The organism is Bacteroides mediterraneensis, assembly GCF_025993685.1.
GTDB classification, from domain to species: Bacteria; Bacteroidota; Bacteroidia; order Bacteroidales; family Bacteroidaceae; genus Phocaeicola; species Phocaeicola mediterraneensis_A.
In genome coordinates this window covers 1,888,260-1,907,655 of sequence record NZ_DAJPEN010000001.1, presented here as the reverse complement: position 1 = coordinate 1,907,655, position 19,396 = coordinate 1,888,260, and the positions used below count along the sequence as shown (strand labels likewise).

Below are 19,396 nucleotides of genomic sequence, written 5' to 3'. Positions count from 1 at the left end.
AAATGTATTATTATGAAAAAATTTTTACTTAAAGGGGTAATTTTGATGTCTTTGGCATTTTTCTGTTCAGTAAATGCCTCAGCGCAAGGATTTTTTAAGAAATTAAAGAGTGCAGCAGAAAAGGTGGAGTCTGTCACCAAAACGATTAATGGTGACACGGGTAAAGAATCGACGGAACAGCAATCTGAGAACGATAGCATCTCTACAAAAGATTTTCTGGAGAATGCCCCTTATTATTCTGTAAAGAAAGTAATAGAGACCGACTCATTAGGCAATGCCATCATCAATGAAGACGGTACTACACGTTATAAGTACCTGTTGATTGATAAAAATGGGAATGTTTGTGCGGCTAATACTGCAAAGAAGCATTTGAATTCTGCGCTCAAGTCAGGAGCCTTCATCTTATTAAAGGTCGGTGGTGGGGCTACTGCAGGAGGATTATTAGGCAAAAAGATAGGTGGGTCGAAAAAAGGTGCCTGGATAGGAGCCGGTGTAGGTGCTGCTGCGGGAATGTTAGCTTCTATGAACGATATCAAGGCGGTAAAGAAACAGGTAAAATTAATGAAGGAGTGCAAGAAGGTATTAAGCGCTTATCAGAATACCTTTACGGAAGAAGGTTTCCCATTGGATGCTGCGGTAGATTTGTCAAATGTAGATGGGATAAATTTCACGGAGTGTGAAGAAATCACGAAAAGTGCGGCTGATGTAAGAGCTGAACTTCTTGCATCTAAAACAGAAGGTGAATCTCTTGAAGATGTAGATTTTCCTGACGATATAGATGTGTAATTCTTTAATTTGATTTATTGGATTAAAGTTGGGTTGAAACGATAAGCAACAAGAAACCTGTTGATAGGAGGGGTCCGCCATTGTAAAGTCGACAGAATGGCGGGCTTTTTTCGTTCTGTTCCTTTGGATTGGGTTTTGTCTGTCAGACTCATGTCGTTGGGAGAACATGTGTCTTTTCCTGATTCTCAGCAGCCGATTAGAACTCCGTGTGGAAGGTTACAAAATTTCCCTGGCAATCCATGCACAGGCTTCTGCATCGGCCAGGGCGTGATGATGTTGTTTCAGGTCGTATCCGCAGAGGGAGGCTACGGTGTGCAGCTGGTGGTTTTCCGCCCACGGGAAAGCGCGGCGGGAGGGACCCAGCGTGTCATAGAAATCATAGTCGGGATAGTCCATCTGATAGACCCGGAAGACAGCTTTCAGGCAGCTCTCGTCGAATGCTTTGTTGTGGGCCACGAGGGGGAGTCCCTCAATCAGTGGGGCCACCTGTGCCCATACTTGACTGAACACGGGCGCACAGTCGGTATCCTTGCGGGTGAGTCCGTGCACCTGCGTGCAGAAACGGCTGTAGTAGTTGGGTTCCGGCTGAATGAGCGAGTAGAACGTGTCGGTAATTTCCCCGTGGCGCACCACCACCACGCCCACGCTGCATACCGAGCTGCGGGCCCCGTTGGCGGTCTCAAAATCGATGGCGGCAAAGTTTTCCATGGTATATGTTATTTTCCCTTTTCCACCTTCACCTCCTGAATGTTCCGCAGCTCGTCACTGAAGTTCACGCCAATCCGATAGACCGTGCGGCTGTCCTTGGCAAAAGGAGCGGCATAACCTTTCTCCCGAATCTGTGCCAGCGCCTCGTCCGCGCTGCCGTTCAGCTTGAATTCCATGACGTACACGTAGTCCTGCGTCTGAAGCACCAGGTCAATCCGTCCGCGGCTCGTGTGGTATTCCACCTGCACGTAGAAGCCCATCAGCTTGAAAATGATGTACAGGATGTTCTGGTAATGTACCTCGCGGTCGCGGGCCAGCTCGTAAGGGATGTCGGCGAACATCGTCTTCAGGCGGTCGAAGAAATCGTCCACCTTGCCCGCCATCACTTCCTCCACGAAGCACTGAATCTGGTAGGGCGACTTGCTCACGCTCACCGACGCGTAGTTGGGCAGCAGGAACTTGAAGAAGCCCTGTTCCACTTCCCGGTTGGGGAATCCCAGCGTGTAGTTCTCGAACATCTTGTTGTAGCCCTTGATGGTGAGGTAGCCGCTCTGGTAGATGACCGGAATCGGGTCGGTGGAGGCCGTGTCGATACTGTCCAGCACCGGCTGGCTGGTGACGATGTGTTCCAGGTCCTCTATCGGATAATGATGGAGCTTGAGCAACTCGACGAGGTAGGTCGGCGTGCCTGTCTCAAACCAGTAGCTGCCGAACTTTTTCTTCGCAAAGGTGTTCAGCAGGCTGAACGGGTTGTACATGCCCACGGCATTTTCCGTAAAGTGATAGCCGTCGTAATTGGCTTTCAGTTCCGCACACGCTTTCTCGTAAGTCATCCCTGTAGCTGTGGCCAGGGCGTGAATATCTTCTTCAAAATACGCATGGATTTCCTTCTCGCTGATGCCGCAGATTTCCACATAGCGGTCGTCCATGGAGATGTCCATCAGGTTGTTCAAATCGCTGAATACGCTGACCTTTCCGAACTTGGTCACTCCCGTCAGCAGGGCGAAGCGGATGCATCCGTCCATGGACTTCAACGCCCCGTAGAACGCCTTCAGGGTGCTGCGGTACTCGTTCTGCAAAGCTTCGTTGCCAATGGCCTGCAGCATGGGCTTGTTGTATTCATCGATGAGAATCACCACCCGGCGGCCTGTCTGCTCGCATGCACGGCGAATCACTCCCTCAAAACGGGTCGCCACGGAATACTCGTCCGGGTTATAACCATATTCCGCCTCCCATTGTTTCAGGGTCAGTTCCAGCTTGTTTTCCAGACTTGCTTCCGTATCATACTTTTCTGTGTTCAAATCCATGTGCAGCACCGGATACACTGTCCAGTCCCGCTCCAGTTTTTCCAGCGCCAGTCCTTTGAAAAGTTCCTTCTTCCCCTTCGCGTAGGCTTCGAGAGTAGACAGCAGCAGACTCTTGCCGAAACGTCGCGGACGGCTCAGGAAATAGTAACTCCCTGTGTTAAACAACTCATAAATCAAGGCGGTTTTATCGACATATTCGTAACCGCCCAAAATCACTTTCTCAAAGTTCTGCACTCCTACCGAATATAGCTTGCTCATAACCACTGGATTTTGATTCTACTGCGAATGTAGTAATTTTAGACGAACATTCAAACAACCAGCTTCTTTTCAAGGGAATCTTATTGGATGGTTTTCTGCTTACGCTAAAAAAACAGAAAATAAGTCGGAAAACGGGTCATTATCTTTTTTATTGCCTATATTTGTAAAACCATAAAATCTAATCGACATGAAAACTCTGAACTAGCTTTTACTGAACTCTTTTTCCTCATTTTTCCTTCAAATAACTTTTATGAGATTTCAATCTTTTAATACGAAAGGATAGGGGTATTTTGACCTTTTCGCATTCTTAATAAAAAGATGAAAGTCCCAAAACGTCACTAGACATAACTAAAAATAACAAGTATGAAAGCAAAAAAATTATCTGGAATCTTTGTGGTGTTCCTATGTACACTTAGCCTTATCGGCTGCCATGAAAAAGACGAGTTTAAAGATCAGGTGGAAATCATCCGCATGTATGTGTCTGCCGAAACAAGTACGTATGTTCCTTTGGGAAGCGACCGACCGGTTGAATGTATGCTTGCCAAAGAAGAAGGGAGACCGGAATATTCTACGCTTTCCTTCGAAGGAATCACCGGATTTACGTACGAACAGGGACATGAATATGTCTTAAAGGTGGAAAAACGGACATCGGTCGCCCCGCTGGCTGACGGTACCCGTATCAGATACAAGCTGCTTGAGATTATGCAGGATACTTCCATCACCCCGTCATCTCCGCAATGGACTTTTCTTATTGATGACCGCAGGGAATCCGATATAGACATCAGTACTTCTTATCTGGGCATACAAATATGGCCAGCATTTGCCCATCGTCCAAACATTTATGTGGGAGCAGTCTATCCGAAAAGCGCGTTTGCCACTTCCTTCGAAAGGGAGGTTACTGATGAAAAGAGACCTGTAGACCTGACATTCAGTTTTTCCAAGCCCTATCTTACTACCATGGAGAAGGTCAGACATATTGAGTACTTGAAAAAAGTCAAGGAAGAGATACACTCGGAGGAATATGCAAGTTATATGGCTCCCGGCCGTCCTTATACCGCACAGCTGGCCGAACTGAAAAGTTTGGAAAGCCTGAGTGGCTGCTTCATGGAAAACCAAACATTTAGCCGCACACTGGAAGATATCTGCCGACAGAAGTTCGATATGAAAAAGGTGAAAAGCCTGACAGTCGGTAAGGTTGTTTTCAAAGGTTTCACGGTATCAATGGATATGCCGGCCGACGGACTGTTCGTGAATGTGCCGTCCAATCTGGACGACCTGGTGTGTGTATGTGGACTGACTTACGGGACGAGCGCTTATTTTGTAATAGCCAGCGAGTCTCCTTATGGGGATGTGTTATCGGCTTTTAAAGGTGCATTTGTGCGTGAATACAGCCAGCCTCACGGCACATTACATACAGCCCAAATCGTTTTGCTGACGGTTTCGGAGGTGGACCAGAATGCCATAGTCAATGATTCGTTTGAAGCTTTGGCAGATTATTTAAAGAGTCCTTTCCGGGATGGAAAAACCTACGGGTATCCCATCTTTTGCAGAGGGCAGTATGTAAAAGACAACAGTTTGTTTGTAAAAAGAAAAGAATAATGCCTGGCAGGCATAAAAAATCTATAGGTGATTTTATTATCTATATCTTATTCCGTATTTTTAGGCTTCAGAATAAAAGTCGGCACTCAAAAGTAGATGATGAAAAGATGGAACCATTCGAGCTACGAACCTGAAGTAAATCGGAAATTCATCGGTAGCGTTTGTTTCTGTCTATATGCTTTGTTCATTAGCATGAAAGTGGTAATTTTATGGTTAGATTACATGCAATGTCCTTATTATCGAAGAAAAAACGGATAAAAATAAGATATAAGCAGTCATGAAAAAGGTTAGAAAAATATGTACTATTTTCTGCTTGCTCGTTTCTCTGAGCATGCAGGCACAGAATGCCGATATACGAATCGGGCAACTTGTCAATGAAAGCAATTGGTTTGAACTGGAACAAGCCTTGAAAGAAACTCCTGCCGGTTCCGTATCGCCTTTTTTGCGGCAGCTGGCTGCATCCATGACGCATCATTATTTTAATCGGCCGGACTCGGCATGTGCCGTACTCTATGATTTGTTGAGCAATCATCAGCAAGAGTTGGGAGACTACACTATGAATATGGTTCTCTTGTATAGTGTCGATCTGGCGAGAACCGGTCATTACAATGATGCAGCCGATCTTCTTCAGAATCTCTATAACCAACTGGCTGCCATGGGTATGGACAGCATCCAGATTGCTCCCTACCGGAGTCAGGCACAGCAGTATCTTGCCCTTTCCGCCTGCGGTCCTTTCTATCGTCCACTTCATAAACCGGGTGAATACCACATTCCGATGGTGATTGAAAACAAAGGTGGGCAACACTCCATTGAAATGGACGGGAGTATCAATGGAAAAGAAGGGCGTTTCCTGTTCGATACAGGAGCCGGAGGAAACCTGATAACTCCTAAACTGGCAAAGGAATATGGATTGCGTTTTTTGGATACAGACATTACCGTGGCAGGCATTGGAGGCCTGAAACAGGGGGGATATGCTATCGCAGATACATTACGTATAGGCGGAATGACCTGGGTCAATGTGCCTTTTGCTGTAATTGATACCCATACCGGACATGAAGAGGCTGATAAGTTTAATGAAAAATACCAGCTTCCTCCTGTCATCGGACTTCCTGTCATGCTTTGTATGCAGGAAATCCAGTTGGACTTTGCCCGCCGAGAACTTGTTATCCCGGCCATACCTACTCCGAATCCGCTGGGTAGGAGTAACCTCATACGTACAGATACGGAAGGGTTGCAATTGAAAACGGCCGATGAAAGCGGACATCCTGTGTATCTTCATTTTGACACAGGTTCTTATTACACCTATATGGAGCCAATCTGGTACAACCGACACCGTCAAGAGGTGGATGCAGCAGGGGTGTCCGATTCACTTCGCATCGCTGGAATCGGAGGAGTATCAATAACCCGCACCTACAAGTTGCCTCAAATGAAATTCCAGATAGGAAACGGAACCGTGACGATTGACTCTGTCAATGTGAATACGGGCATTGATTTGCATACAGGGCAGAGGAGAAACACCGATGTTTCTAAGGGAACGGAAGATGGGGTACTTGGCTTGAATGCGTTGGAAAAGTTCTCTAAGGTGATTCTCAACTTAAAGGGTATGTATATGGAGGCTGTTCCATTTGCAGAGGAACAGTAAACGCATTGTATTTCAATAGGATTGGACTATCAGATTACAGGAATATTAAGTACTGTAACCATACCGGAACACATATTGGAGTGATAATAGTGTAGTTAAGGTAAATCTCGTCCTGAAAGATACGAAAAAGGAACGGTTTTTCAAAGCTGTGGAAGAAATTGACCAGCTCCCCCCTTGTTTTCTTGGGAACATCCGTCTGATGTGTACGTTTTCCTTCCCGGAGACGTATGTTTTCCGAAGTCGAAACGTACGTTTTCCGGCAGAGAAACATACGTTTTCCTTGTGGAAAACATAGAAAACGCCTTGAAGAATTTCTCACTTCTTCAAGGCGTTTTCAACTTATCTATGCAGTCATACAAATTATTTTCCCACTTCTACTTTCACCTCCTGAATGTTCCGCAGCTCGTCACTGAAGTTGACGCCAATCCGGTAGACCGTGCGGCTGTCTTTGGTAAAAGGAGCGTCATAGCCTTTCTCTCGAATCTGTGCCAGCGCCTCGTCCGCACTGCCGTTCAGCTTGAATTCCATGACGTACATGTAGTCCTGCGTCTGGAGCACCAGGTCAATCCGTCCGCGGCTCGTGTGGTATTCCACCTGCACGTAGAAGCCCATCAGCTTGAAGATGATGTACAGGATGTTCTGGTAGTGCACCTCGCGGTCGCGGGCCAGCTCGTAAGGGATGTCGGCGAACATCGTCTTCAGGCGGTCGAAGAAATCGTCCACCTTGCCCGCCATCACTTCCTCCACGAAGCACTGAATCTCCCTGTGTTAAACAACTCGTAAATCAAGGCAGTTTTATCGACATATTCGTAACCGTTCCAAAATCACTTTCTCAAAGTTCTGCACTCCTACCGGATATAGCTCGCTCATAACCACTGGATTTTGATTCTACTGCGAATGTAGTAATTTTAGACGAACATTCAAACAAACGGAATACAGGAAACAGAAAGTCCGATTGGGAATGAGGAAAATTGTGTGTTTAATTTCAAAATCGGCAATATCTTAAAGACTGTGTGTGGGGGGCTGATGTGAAAAAATAGTATATTTGCATAGACAGAATAGCAGATTGTGGCTTGTTTTAGAAGAGAATCGTTTTTATGGGAAAAATATACTGGAAAGGTGTAAAAAGGAAGTTCGATAAATTCATAGAAAGAATTCTTGACTGTATCATATTCTTTACAGATTGGTTAGGCTGATTTATGTCAATAAAATAGCGATTCAGCCTTTGTTTATTACTGATATAGCTTATATAAACCATTATTGTGATACTTATAATTAAAAATATAGATGAAACGGAATTGCATTTTATTTCAAGTCATTCTCATTATTGCAGGCCTGACTTTTTATAGTTGTAGTGTAGAAACAAAGTCACTTTCAACAGAGCAGGCTTATGCCGAACTTAAACTGCCGGAAGAACCCGACAGTTTGCAAATCCATGCGATTGTCCAGGCCTCACGGATTTGGGGGTTTGCCAAGTATCACCATCCAGCTTTTGCTTCCCGTTCTATCAATGCGGATGCTGAATATTTCTGTTTATTAAATGATGTCCTTCAGGCACCGGATTCCATGAAAAATGACATTTGTTTAAAATGGATATCAGGATTGGGCCCTTATGCAATACGTGATGAAGAAGACGACGAAAACATAGAGACTTTTAATGATTTCAACTGGATTTCAGATTCTTTTTCTTTGGGTAAATCGTTGAGTGATAGTCTTGTGAGGCTCAGAGATGCTGACCCGGGAAATAACCAATACGTAAAACAGACACCTGTCAACGTTTCGTATATTGAGGCACAATATTCAGACATACCGCAAGATGATATGGCATACCGTCTTCTCGGTGTTGCCAAATTCTGGAATGCAGTGGACAGCTATTCGCCTAACCGTAATCTCACAGACCGTCCGTGGGATGATGTATTTGCAGAATATATTGCATTGGCGTTTGACCGTTCTGTCAGCTTCTCCGCTTTGTATTCCAGAATGGCTTCCGAATTGTGTGACACACACGTCAATTCGTGGTACGTCCCGATTTTCGGAGGGCACTTTGTCCCTTTGATGTGTCAATTTGCAGAAGACCGATTGTTCGTAACCGATACATGTTCTCTTGTACCCAATAATTTTGAAATCGGTGATGAAATCATTCTCATTGATTCTGTCAGTCCTATCAAGCGTCTGGATGAACTTGCTCCATACATACCTCATTCCAACCGGAGCTCACTTCTGAGAGACGGTTCCTATGCCACTCTGTTGACTGCGAAAAATGAAGCTTGTGTCGAGTATGTACGCGGAGGTAAAACTTATACTATCAGGATTTCGTCTGTTGACGGAAGCAAGTTTGTCAACAGGAGGTTTTCATCACAAAATACTTCAACTAAGCCTGAATTTAAAGAAGTGGCGGGCGGTATAGGTTATATAAATATCAGCAATCTTACTTGCAAAGATGAACAGGATTTGGAGAATTTCTTGGCATCTTGTGATAAACTAATTATCGATTTACGTGCATATCCGGCAGAATACGATGTGCTCCACAAGCTATTGCCCACTTTCTTCTTTTCTCAGGCTAGAGAAGCAGCAGAAGTTTTATTGCCACAAGCTCATCGGCCAGGTGGTTTCATCCGAACTACGGTATCGACGAGAAAAACATCTGAACCGGATAAACTCTATAAAGGAAAAGTCGTTTTATTGGTGAATGCGCATTCGCAATCTATGTCTGAATACTTTACAATGTTTCTGCAAACTATACCGGGTTCTGTGACTATCGGAAGCCAGACAGCAGGTGCTGATGGTGATGTGACAAGAATCCAGCTCCCTTATGCTTCATTCAACATTACAGGTGCCGGAATATGCTATCCTGACGGAACAAATGCCCAGCGTAATGGAGTGAAAATAGATAAGGTTGTGGAACCCTCGGCCGAAGGAATGATACGTGGGGTGGATGAACAGCTGCAGGCGGCAATTGACTATCTGCAAGGAGGACACATCTGATTTCAAAAACGGTTTTTATGAAACACATATTTATATCCATTCTGCTTGTACTAAGCACATCCCTGAAGGCACAAAGTATTCAGAAAATAGATTCCCTGTTGTTGGGAGCCTATGAAAGTGACCAGAAAATCAGAACGGAGTCCATGACTCTGATGAGCAAGTTGAACAGTGCCGGAGCTAATGACGTTCCGGTCTCTGTAATAGATTCTCTTATGCTATTTCAGGGGCAGATGCAGGTGATTGACAAGGAAAATCAGATTCTTGTTGCTTCAATATTGAAGAAAGGATTGCCGGAAGGTTTGTCATCGCAATCCTATAAAGCTATATGGTTGATTGTAGATCATGCCGATCTGAAATTCCAGAAAAAACATCTCCCGATAATGGAAGAAGCTGTACGAAAAGAGTTGATAAGTGCCGGCGATTATGCCGTTTTGACAGATAGAATCAGAATGAGAGAAGGTAAGCCGCAGAAATATGGAACACAATCTTATACCGTCACTGTAGACGGCCGGCAGGTTATCTATATCTGGCCCGTAGAAGATGCCAAAAGGTTGAATGAACTTCGCAGTGAAATTGGTGCCGGTGATATTGAAACCTATATCCAGGTCCTTAAGGCTACGGCTGGATGTGATGTAATTTACAATCCGGAACTGACGGTTCATCAAATGAAAAAGATGGGATTACTGAAAAATATGAACACAAGCAAATAGAAAATCTTATGAACCAGCCACTATCCTATATCGGATTTATTTTATGTCTTGTCCTGATTGCAGTCTGCTTCATTGCTATTCTTTATTTGTCATATAAAAAGAGTGGCAGATTGCGTGACATGGCACGTTTTGTAATTTCCCCAAGAGATGTTCTGGTCTCGGATTTCAAAATCGTCAGTATCTTAAAAACTGTACTGTGGTTCTTTATTATCCATATATCTTTTACTTTTGTATATCATTTTGCTGACCTTGTGTTTTATTCGGAAAGCGTAGAAACAAGTATCGGAAATTCTGTACAGACCTTGCCACTATGGGTTATCCTTTTACTGCCGCCTATACTGGAAGAAACAGCCTTCCGTCTGCCTCTCAAACGCAAGAGGCTGTACATTACATTGTCAAGTGCAGCGATAATGTTCTTTTTATCGGCCATCATATTTTCCACCAAGGTTTACCATGTTACATGGGTAAGACTTTTTTCATGTGCAATTTTAGCATTGATCACGTGGCTTTGGGGATATAAATGGGTTTCAAAGGTCAATTTCAAAATCTGGTTATGGATTCTGGTACTTTCCTTTTCCATACTACATATTATAAATTATGACCTCAGTGCAATGGATATAGGCGAATGGATTCGGATTGTCTTAAAAGAAGGTGTTAAGATACCGAGTGCTTTGATGTTTAGCTATGTGAGAATCAAGCATGGTTTCGGCACTTCAGTATCCTTGCATTTTATTATCAATCTTTCTGCCTGTATGCTTGGTTCATAAGCATGAAAATGGTATTTTTACGGTTAGATTACATAAAATGTTCTTATTACTACAGAAAAATACGAATAAAAGTAAAATATAAATATCATGATTATGTTCAAAAAAATTTGTACTATTTTCTGCTTGCTCGTTTCTCTGGGCATACAAGCGCAGAATGTCGATGTACGAGTCGGACAACTTATCAATGAAAGTAATTGGTTTGAGCTGGAACAGGCATTGAAAACAACTCCTGCCGATTCCATATCACCATTTTTACGCCAGTTGGCTACTGCCATGACGCATCATTATTTTAACCGACCGGATTCGGCATGTACCGTACTTGCTGATTTGCTGAACAATCATCAACAAGAGTTAGGGGATCAAACCATGAGCATGGTTATTCTGTTAAGTACTAATCTGGCAAGAATCGGGCATTACAATGATGCAGCCGATCTTCTTCAGAATCTCTATGACCAACTGACCGCAATGGGAACTGATAGCACCCTAACCGAACCATATAAAGCTCAGGCACAGCAGTATCGTGCGTTGGCTGCTTGCGGTCCTTTCTATCGGCCGCTTCATAAATCGGGTGAATACCGTATTCCGATGGTGCTTGCAAACAAAGGTGGGCAACACTCCATTGAAATGGACGGAAGCATCAATGGAAAAGAAGGGCGTTTCCTGTTCGATACAGGAGCCGGAAGAAACCTGATAACTCCCAAATTGGCAAAGGAATATGGATTGCGTTCTTTGGATACCGACATTACCGTGGCAGGTGTTGGAGGTTTGAAAGAGGGGGGATATGCTATCGCAGATACATTACGTATCGGCGGAATGACCTGGGTAAATGTTCCTTTTGCTGTAATTGATACTCATACCGGACATGAAGAGGCCGATAAGTTTAATGAAAAATACCAGCTTCCCCCTGTCATCGGACTTCCTGTCATGTTTTGTATGCAGGAAATTCAGTTAGACTTTGCCCACCGAGAACTTATTATTCCTGCCACACCGACTCCAAATCCGCTGGGCAAAAGCAACCTCATAGGTACAGATAATGAATTGTTGCAATTAAAAACAGTGGATGAAACCGGACATCCTCTCTATTTTCTTTTTGACACAGGTTTTTATTACACTAATATGGAGCCTACCTGGTATAACCGTCACCGTCAAGAGGTGGATGCCGCAGGGGTGCCCGATTCACTGCGCGTTGCTGGAATAGGGGGCGTGGCAATTACCCGCACCTACAAGTTACCGCAAATGAAAATTCAGATAGGAAACGGCACCGCAACGATTGACTCTATCAAGGTGAATACGGGCATTGATTTGCATACTGGACAACTAAAGACAACTGCCTTTTCTAATGGTACAGAAGACGGTGTGCTTGGTTTGAACGCCCTGGAACAGTTCTCAAAAGTGATTATCAACTTAAAGGATATGTACATGGAGGCCATCCCATTTGCAGAGAAACAGTAAGCACATTGTGTTTCAATAGAATTTAAGGGAGAATCCGCCGGCAATACGCCGAAAGATTCTCCCTTTTTTATTATTTAATCTATGATTCTGAGGAACAAAAATAGTAATGTAACACTGTGAATGTGTGGATTGTTATCTATTTGTAGATAGCATTAAATTAAGATATAAAGCCTATAATAGATTGTCAGGCTGATGTCAGTAAAATGTCAGCCTTTTTATAGCTGCTTTTTCTTGCTGAACCTTACTTTTGTACAAAAAACAGCTATCCGTCATGAGAAGATTGAAACTTATTTTTTTGCTGCTTTGCAGTATCATGTGTACAATACCGGCATGGGCCCAACATACTGTCAAGGGTGTGGTGAAAGATTCCAAGGAACAGCCTATAACTGGGGCCTCTGTAGTAATCAGATCTAAATCGGATTCTCTTTATTACAAAGGAGGAACCACGGACGGTGAAGGTCAATTTGCCATAGAAGGACTGAAGTCCGGGAATTATGGTGTTGAAATCTCATTCTTGGGCTACTCGAATTATCATCAAGATCTGAAACTGGACAAGACTACTGATTTGGGAATAATCCGCCTGCAGGAAAGTTCCATGAATCTGGAAGAGGTCGTCGTAACTGCAAGCATGGTGAAAAGATTTGCCGACAAGAAAGAATATAAATTGACCAATGCTGAAAAGGGACAATACAGCAGTGCATTGTCCGCATTGGAATTTTTGCCCAAGATACAGGTTCTTGACCAGAGTGTCTCATCAATTGACGGCAAGGCAGTAAAGATCCTGATTAACGGGGTTCCGTCAACTCCTGCTGACCTCTCTGTCATATCGCCCGAGAACATTGCAAAAATAGACTATTACACACAACCGCCCATCCAATACTCCAATATGGGATTGGGAGCGGTCATAAATGTTGTGACCAAAGAAAAGCAGGACGGAGGTTCTGTCGGCATCAATACCCAGAATGCTGTGACCACAGGCTTCGGCAACAATGTGGTCAACTTCAAATACAACTGGGGAAATTCACAGATAGGCGTAACATACAATATCAATTACAGGAACTATAACAAAAGGGTATTGGATGAAGAAATGGCATATTCTGTCGGGGAAACAGATTACCAAAAGACAAAAAGCGGACGCAACAGCCCGTATGCCTATGAACAGCAGATGGCTGAAATCAGCTTCAACAATTCGAAAACGGACAACTATCTCTTCAGTGCAAAACTGTCACTCAACTCATTGAACCGCAGACGTTCCTCAATGCAGGACATCACGTCAAGAATAAATGACGTGGAATCCATTAAAACCGGTGAAAGTTCAGACAGAGACAAATACATCAGTCCGGTTATGGATATGTATTTCAGTAAATCATTCGGTTCCAAACATGAGCTGATAATGAATCTTGTCGGTACTTACTATAAGTCAGACTATGACTATGAATACGAGGAACTGTTGGATGAAAAAACGGATTTTGAGACGGCAACGGTCATAAATACGGATAAATACTCCGTTATCGGCGAGGCTCTTTATAACTATAAAATGAAGAAGACGAACCTGTATGTGGGAGCCAGATATATGTACAATAACAGCGTTCAGAACAACCTGCCTTCAAACAACAAAATAACAACCAATGAAATTTATTCCTATTTAGGAATAACGGGAATGTTGGGAGAAAGATTCAATTACAGTATAAGCGCCGGTGTAAACAACAATATATTTACCACCATTGAAAACAAGGCCTACAACTTTACCTATTTCCGCCCGCAGGTGAAATTGGGATATTTCATAGACCAGAGTTCGGATTTGATGTTCAATTATGAGGTGAACACTGAAAACCCGTCAGTGTCTTCACTCACTTACAATCCTTATTTCAAGGATCCCAATTATTTATTCGCGGGAAATCCGAATTTGACCCCGAGCAACAATCACAATCTGTTGCTGTCATACTTCAAAGGCTTCAAGAAATTTATAATCAATGCTGAGGTGGGATATTCATATACAAAAGATGCCATCGCACCGATTTTCCAATCGGATGATACAAACATCATTGAGACATTTGGTAACCTGGACAACGCTCAGAACATGAAAGCCAGCCTGTTTCTGCAATGGTACCCGTTTTCAAACAATATACTCAGGTTGAGACTGTACTCTGAAGTGTTCCATCAGATAAACAGACTGGGCGATTCACGGTGGAATCATACGGGCTATTCGATTATTCCGTCAATATATCTTGCTTACAATAAATGGGGCTTGCAGCTGTTTTTCCAGACTCAGAAAAAATCCCTTATCGGACAGACGACGAAAAACATACCAAGTATGGCATCGGCAGAACTGTTTTACAAGCCAGTCAAGAACCTGACCATTACCGGAGGCATAAGATACCCGTTCTATGATTCATGGAAACAGGTTACATCCGTATCAGGAACATTGCTTCTGCAACGTACAGAAACCGAGAGAATCATCAACAATGCCAATATGGTATATATAAATCTTGCTTACAATTTTTCATTCGGAAAGTCCAAGTCAGGCGTGAAACTGAAGATGCAGAATAAAGATAAAGATTCAGGAATACTGAACAGAAATTGATAGCTTCAAGAATTAAAATGGGAGAATCCGCCGGCAATACGCTGAAAGATTCTCCCTTTTTGCTATCTCAGTCCTGTATATTCCTGAATATACGTAATGCAGAACGCAATCATATAACTACATGTTTTACTATTAATATATTCTTCATATTTCATTGATTATAAATTTATTTCATATATTTGTGAAATAAGCAAAAATCAAATTTCTAATATACTTAGAGACGATGATTTGCAAGGTAAGGAAAATATAGAAACGAGTAATGAGTATGAACAGAATTGTAATCTCTTGTCTTTTATTTGCAGCTCTTTTCATTGTAGGGTGTAGCAAAGATGAGCCTCATGACATTGTAAATGAAATCAAGATGTCCGTTTCTGCCGAAACAGGTACGTACATACCATGGGGAAGTGATACTCCAGTAGAGTGTATGCTTGTTATGTCTGAAGACAATCCCGGTGTATGGGAACCGCTTGCCTTCGGAAGAATTGAAGGATTTACATACGAAGGAGGACATGAATATTACCTTTCGGTAAAACGGACCATCCTTGCAAATCCTCCAACAGATGGTTCAGACCGCACATATTCACTTATTAGAGTTCTTGAAGACCGATTGATGACCGAATCGGAAGAACCGGAAGAAGATAAAGAAATCAAAACGGAAGAAGACATTGTATATTACGATAAATGTCCTTTCAATAAGTATGCAATGGAAAAAGAGCTGCTGGTTGACAGCGAAGGAAATATAAGATATAATAACGGAGACCGTTTGCCGCCTTATGACATGGCCCGGCTCTGGATAGAAGACGTACTACCTAAAGATGATCCGAATTGGATTGAATTCCAAAAAGTACCTTATATGGCCATCTATTCATTCGTCTTGTCACCTTTTACGGATGAACTCCGACTGGTGAGAAACGATCCTATGTTCAAGGAAGCCATACCGGAAAGTGAATTTAATGACATTCTATCCATGAAATCCGGTGAAAAAGTCCATTATGCGCTCATTCTTGTCAATGTGTATATGGACGGACTTCAGAAATTAGAATTTACAATAACGAAACAATAAATATTTAAGGGAGAACCTGACAGTGCAACACCGAATGGTTCTCCCTTTTTCTTTTACATTTTAAGATAAATCTCGTTCGGAAAGATATGAAAAAGGAACGGTTTTTCAAAGTTGCGTAAGAAATTGGCCAGACGCTTCTTCGTTTTCCCGAGAACGTCCGTCTGATGTGTACGTCTCCCTTTCCGGCTTATCCGTTCCATGGAGAGAAACCCTTTAATAACCGAAAGGAACACAAAAAGGACTCATGGACAAAAGTCTGTGTACAAAAAACAATACTTGCAAGAAAACAACTTTCTAACTTCAACTCATTTTATAAATATGATTTGACAGGTACAAGTGAAAATACTTTTTTTGCTTTAAAGATCCTATTAGGATGGAATGGGCGAGAGCAGATTGAAAACATGAAGACAAGGGAAGTCTCTCCTGCCACCATGAATGCTAAAGACATGGAAACAGGAGTTCAGTATTATTTTGTTGTCGGTAATCATGATATGCCAGAGAATGTTTTAGTTTCTCTATATCATAATTGGGGAGTCTAATACCTCTGTATCAGAAATACAGGGGGCAAACATCCCTCACGCAAGCATGTATATGTAAAATCACATACTCATTCCAAAACCATTGACGGGACAAGCAATACACCACTACCTTAATGAAGTCATTCTCGTGAAGTGAGAAAAACGATTGATGGTAGCTTATTTAATTCATCTCTATAATTGCAAATCAATTATAAAAACTATATTTGTATGTTTCTGAAGCAAATTGATAAAGTATGAAAACATCGTTAGCAATAGTAATTTCCAGAGAGCTTTCAAGTTTTAGCTTCTATAAAGATGCACTCTATGCATTTGAGAGCGTACTATCAAAAGGGTTACTTGGATTTAACTCTGATTTAGTGGAAGAAATATGTATAAGGCTTAAATGTGAGTCACCGGTGTTCGCTCAATTTTCTCAAGCACAACGCCCTAAATACTATGAGGATAAAACTTTTAAATATAGAGGTTCTGTAACTCCTGAGGTAAGATTGTATAAATGTCTCACGGCAGATTTTGTGGTGGATTTTGAAAGTTATTTTAAGTTGACTACGAAAGAAGAATGTCTCAAATATCTGGCCCTTTCATTCATAGATTTTTTAAAGAACTTAAAATATCCGGGCAAATTGAAGAAATTCGAAAAAGAGAAACTGCTTCAGGCTGTCAAAAACATCTTTATAGAGAACTCCATCATATCAGAGCAGGATGGCGTATAGTTCACCTGAATTGAATCTATGCAATCATTTGACAACTCGTGTCACCTCAAATGTAGAAAAACCCATCAGCAAGTAGTACATCACTAACCTCGATGATGTAATTTTTGTAAAGTGAAAAAGATAAGGTGCTGATAATGATTGGATTATTTTATAAGTATAGCGAAAATTGTTACAGGATAGTCACGCGTTATACCACTTTCTGAAAAAGCTCTAATTTTACAATAAAAAGACAGGCATTGGAGCATTTTTCCGCCTATTTTTTATATTTGTCATTATACAACAAATGATATTTCTCACTTCACACAAGATGGAAAATTTCAGACTTAAAAACAGATGGATGTATGGAGGCTACATCATCCTGTGGTGGGTCCTCGGAGGACTGATATTCTATTGCCTCCTGAACCTAATCACCCAATCCTCTAAGGAGGAAGCAGACTTCCTGTACCCTTATTCATCCTATATGCTGAGCGGAATTCTCATCAGCTGGATGCACAGCCGCACTTATTACGTCGTAGGGAAGGAGATACTGCAAATACGTACCCCTTACGTCCTTCTGAAGACGCTGGTCTTACACGATATCGTACAAGCAGTGCATTATGACTCCACCCGGTTCAATGCGCGCCATGGGTGGTACAACGTATGCCTGACCCTCCAGAAAGGAAAGAAGGTCTATCTGTATGCGAAAGATGGGGAAAAACTCATCGCGCTTCTACTTTCACTTCCTGAATGTTCCGCAGCTCGTCACTGAAGTTGACACCAATCCGATAGACCGTGCGGCTGTCCTTGGCAAAAGGAGCGGCATAACCTTTCTCCCGAATCTGTGCCAGCGCCTCGTCCGCACTGCCGTTCAGCTTGAATTCCATGACGTACACGTAGTCCTGCGTCTGGAGCACCAGGTCAATCCGTCCGCGGCTCGTGTGGTATTCCACCTGCACGTAGAAGCCCATCAGCTTGAAGATGATGTACAGGATGTTCTGGTAGTGCACCTCGCGGTCGCGGGCCAGCTCGTAAGGGATGTAGGCGAACATCGTCTTCAGGCGGTCGAAGAAATCGTCCACCTTGCCCGCCATCACTTCCTCCACGAAGCACTGAATCTGGTAGGGCGACTTGCTCACGCTCACCGACGCGTAGTTGGGCAGCAGGAACTTGAAGAAGCCCTGTTCCACTTCCCGGTTGGGGAATCCCAGCGTGTAGTTCTCGAACATCTTGTTGTAGCCCTTGATGGTGAGGTAGCCGCTCTGGTAGATGACCGGAATCGGGTCGGTGGAGGCTGTGTCGATGCTGTCCAGCACCGGCTGGCTGGTGACGATATGTTCCAGGTCCTCTATCGGATAATGGTGGAGCTTGAGCAGCTCGACGAGGTAGGTGGGCGTACCCGTTTCAAACCAGTAGCTGCCAAACTTTTTCTTTGCAAAAGTATTCAGCAGGCTGAACGGATTGTACATGCCCACGGCATTTTCCGTGAAATGATAGCCGTCGTAATTGGCTTTCAGTTCCGCACACGCTTTCTCGTAAGTCATCCCTGTAGCTGTGGCCAGGGCGTGAATATCTTCTTCAAAATACGCATGGATTTCCTTCTCGCTGATGCCGCAGATTTCCACATAGCGGTCGTCCATGGAGATGTCCATCAGGTTGTTCAAATCGCTGAATACGCTGACCTTTCCGAACTTGGTTACTCCCGTCAGCAGGGCGAAGCGGATGCAGCCGTCCATGGACTTCAACGCCCCGTAGAACGCCTTCAGGGTGCTGCGGTACTCGTTCTGCAAAGCTTCGTTGCCAATGGCCTGCAGCATGGGCTTGTCGTATTCATCGATGAGAATCACCACCCGGCGGCCTGTCTGCTCGCATGCACGGCGGATGAGGCCTTGGAAACGCCGGGCCATCCCAATCTCGGCAGAGGAAGCTCCATAGAGCGCTTCCCAGTTTCGTACGTTCTCTTCCAACACATTGGTCAGCGACTCTGGTGAATCGTATTTCTGTGTATTCAAATCCAGGTGCAGCACCGGATACACTGTCCAGCCCTTCTCCAGTTTTTCCAGCGCCAGTCCCTTGAAAAGCTCCTTCTTTCCCTGTGCGTAGGCTTCGAGGGTGGACAACAGCAGACTCTTGCCGAAACGTCGCGGACGGCTCAGGAAATAGTATTTGTTTGTATTAAACAATTCATAGATTTGTGCGGTTTTGTCCACATACACATAGCCGTCATGTATCAGGCCTTCAAAGTTCTGCACTCCTACCGGATATAGCTTGCTCATAACCACTGGATTTTGATTCTACTGCGAATGTAGT

At 43.4% G+C, this 19,396-nt stretch carries 15 protein-coding genes and 1 pseudogene; 12 read left to right on the top strand and 4 right to left on the bottom strand.

The features are described 5' to 3' along the window. Nucleotides 1-12 precede the first annotated feature (12 nt). Entirely contained in the window at nucleotides 13-786 is a 774-nt protein-coding gene (locus OIM59_RS08095) for a hypothetical protein (protein WP_299173567.1), read from the top strand. A gap of 216 nt (nucleotides 787-1,002) precedes the next feature. On the opposite strand, the gene OIM59_RS08090 is transcribed toward OIM59_RS08095, so the two are convergent. Then, the gene (locus OIM59_RS08090) at nucleotides 1,003-1,494 is read right to left on the bottom strand and encodes an exonuclease domain-containing protein (protein WP_303896088.1); all 492 of its coding nucleotides are present in this window, start codon (nucleotides 1,492-1,494) and stop codon (nucleotides 1,003-1,005) included. 8 nt (nucleotides 1,495-1,502) lie between these two features. Further along, nucleotides 1,503-3,059, bottom strand: a complete 1,557-nt coding sequence (locus OIM59_RS08085; protein WP_303896085.1) for an ATP-binding protein — start codon at nucleotides 3,057-3,059, stop codon at nucleotides 1,503-1,505. A gap of 363 nt (nucleotides 3,060-3,422) precedes the next feature. On the opposite strand from OIM59_RS08085, the gene OIM59_RS08080 reads away from it, so the two are divergent. After that, nucleotides 3,423-4,658, top strand: coding sequence for a DUF4377 domain-containing protein (locus tag OIM59_RS08080; protein WP_303896083.1), 1,236 nt, complete (start codon nucleotides 3,423-3,425; stop codon nucleotides 4,656-4,658). Between the two features lie 277 nt (nucleotides 4,659-4,935). Continuing rightward, the gene (locus tag OIM59_RS08075) at nucleotides 4,936-6,300 is read left to right on the top strand and encodes a retropepsin-like aspartic protease (RefSeq protein ID WP_303896081.1); all 1,365 of its coding nucleotides are present in this window, start codon (nucleotides 4,936-4,938) and stop codon (nucleotides 6,298-6,300) included. A 360-nt stretch (nucleotides 6,301-6,660) separates the two neighbouring features. Here the strand turns inward: OIM59_RS08075 and OIM59_RS08070 are convergent. Further along, nucleotides 6,661-7,062, bottom strand: a pseudogene (locus OIM59_RS08070) (PD-(D/E)XK nuclease domain-containing protein); the annotation flags it as partial. Between the two features lie 525 nt (nucleotides 7,063-7,587). Between OIM59_RS08070 and OIM59_RS08065 the strand changes: the two are divergent. From OIM59_RS08065 to OIM59_RS08025, 9 genes are all read left to right on the top strand, one after another. Next, entirely contained in the window at nucleotides 7,588-9,285 is a 1,698-nt protein-coding gene (locus OIM59_RS08065; RefSeq protein WP_303896080.1) for a S41 family peptidase, read from the top strand. Between the two features lie 17 nt (nucleotides 9,286-9,302). Beyond that, on the top strand, nucleotides 9,303-9,995 hold the full coding sequence (locus tag OIM59_RS08060) for a DUF6624 domain-containing protein (protein WP_303896078.1): 693 nt from the start codon (nucleotides 9,303-9,305) through the stop codon (nucleotides 9,993-9,995). Between the two features lie 8 nt (nucleotides 9,996-10,003). Further along, on the top strand, nucleotides 10,004-10,762 hold the full coding sequence (locus OIM59_RS08055; protein WP_303896077.1) for a hypothetical protein: 759 nt from the start codon (nucleotides 10,004-10,006) through the stop codon (nucleotides 10,760-10,762). 93 nt (nucleotides 10,763-10,855) lie between these two features. Further along, a complete protein-coding gene (locus OIM59_RS08050; protein WP_303896075.1) occupies nucleotides 10,856-12,214 on the top strand; it encodes a retropepsin-like aspartic protease in 1,359 nt (452 codons plus the stop codon). 271 nt (nucleotides 12,215-12,485) lie between these two features. After that, nucleotides 12,486-14,798 (top strand): outer membrane beta-barrel protein, encoded by a 2,313-nt coding sequence (locus OIM59_RS08045; RefSeq protein ID WP_303896073.1) that lies wholly within the window; start codon nucleotides 12,486-12,488, stop codon nucleotides 14,796-14,798. A 265-nt stretch (nucleotides 14,799-15,063) separates the two neighbouring features. Next, nucleotides 15,064-15,861 (top strand): DUF4377 domain-containing protein, encoded by a 798-nt coding sequence (locus OIM59_RS08040; RefSeq protein WP_303896071.1) that lies wholly within the window; start codon nucleotides 15,064-15,066, stop codon nucleotides 15,859-15,861. A 164-nt stretch (nucleotides 15,862-16,025) separates the two neighbouring features. Continuing rightward, entirely contained in the window at nucleotides 16,026-16,400 is a 375-nt protein-coding gene (locus OIM59_RS08035) for a hypothetical protein (protein WP_303896070.1), read from the top strand. A 233-nt stretch (nucleotides 16,401-16,633) separates the two neighbouring features. Beyond that, complete coding sequence (locus tag OIM59_RS08030; protein WP_303896068.1) at nucleotides 16,634-17,110, top strand: hypothetical protein; 477 nt, start codon at nucleotides 16,634-16,636, stop codon at nucleotides 17,108-17,110. Between the two features lie 307 nt (nucleotides 17,111-17,417). Then, nucleotides 17,418-17,858 carry a hypothetical protein gene (locus OIM59_RS08025; RefSeq protein ID WP_303896066.1) on the top strand — a complete coding sequence of 147 codons (441 nt, stop codon included), beginning with the start codon at nucleotides 17,418-17,420 and terminating at the stop codon, nucleotides 17,856-17,858. Here the strand turns inward: OIM59_RS08025 and OIM59_RS08020 are convergent. Next, a complete protein-coding gene (locus OIM59_RS08020) occupies nucleotides 17,809-19,362 on the bottom strand; it encodes an ATP-binding protein (protein WP_303896064.1) in 1,554 nt (517 codons plus the stop codon). The two genes, OIM59_RS08025 and OIM59_RS08020, sit on opposite strands and share 50 nt — an antisense overlap. Nucleotides 19,363-19,396: the final 34 nt, after the last annotated feature.

Coding starts and splice junctions, on each gene's coding strand:
- OIM59_RS08095 (WP_299173567.1), top strand. CDS start 13: ATGAAAAAATTTTTACTTAAAGGGGTAATTTTGATGTCTTTGGCATTT.
- OIM59_RS08090 (WP_303896088.1), bottom strand. CDS start 1,494: ATGGAAAACTTTGCCGCCATCGATTTTGAGACCGCCAACGGGGCCCGC.
- OIM59_RS08085 (WP_303896085.1), bottom strand. CDS start 3,059: ATGAGCAAGCTATATTCGGTAGGAGTGCAGAACTTTGAGAAAGTGATT.
- OIM59_RS08080 (WP_303896083.1), top strand. CDS start 3,423: ATGAAAGCAAAAAAATTATCTGGAATCTTTGTGGTGTTCCTATGTACA.
- OIM59_RS08075 (WP_303896081.1), top strand. CDS start 4,936: ATGAAAAAGGTTAGAAAAATATGTACTATTTTCTGCTTGCTCGTTTCT.
- OIM59_RS08065 (WP_303896080.1), top strand. CDS start 7,588: ATGAAACGGAATTGCATTTTATTTCAAGTCATTCTCATTATTGCAGGC.
- OIM59_RS08060 (WP_303896078.1), top strand. CDS start 9,303: ATGAAACACATATTTATATCCATTCTGCTTGTACTAAGCACATCCCTG.
- OIM59_RS08055 (WP_303896077.1), top strand. CDS start 10,004: ATGAACCAGCCACTATCCTATATCGGATTTATTTTATGTCTTGTCCTG.
- OIM59_RS08050 (WP_303896075.1), top strand. CDS start 10,856: ATGTTCAAAAAAATTTGTACTATTTTCTGCTTGCTCGTTTCTCTGGGC.
- OIM59_RS08045 (WP_303896073.1), top strand. CDS start 12,486: ATGAGAAGATTGAAACTTATTTTTTTGCTGCTTTGCAGTATCATGTGT.
- OIM59_RS08040 (WP_303896071.1), top strand. CDS start 15,064: ATGAACAGAATTGTAATCTCTTGTCTTTTATTTGCAGCTCTTTTCATT.
- OIM59_RS08035 (WP_303896070.1), top strand. CDS start 16,026: ATGTGTACGTCTCCCTTTCCGGCTTATCCGTTCCATGGAGAGAAACCC.
- OIM59_RS08030 (WP_303896068.1), top strand. CDS start 16,634: ATGAAAACATCGTTAGCAATAGTAATTTCCAGAGAGCTTTCAAGTTTT.
- OIM59_RS08025 (WP_303896066.1), top strand. CDS start 17,418: ATGGAAAATTTCAGACTTAAAAACAGATGGATGTATGGAGGCTACATC.
- OIM59_RS08020 (WP_303896064.1), bottom strand. CDS start 19,362: ATGAGCAAGCTATATCCGGTAGGAGTGCAGAACTTTGAAGGCCTGATA.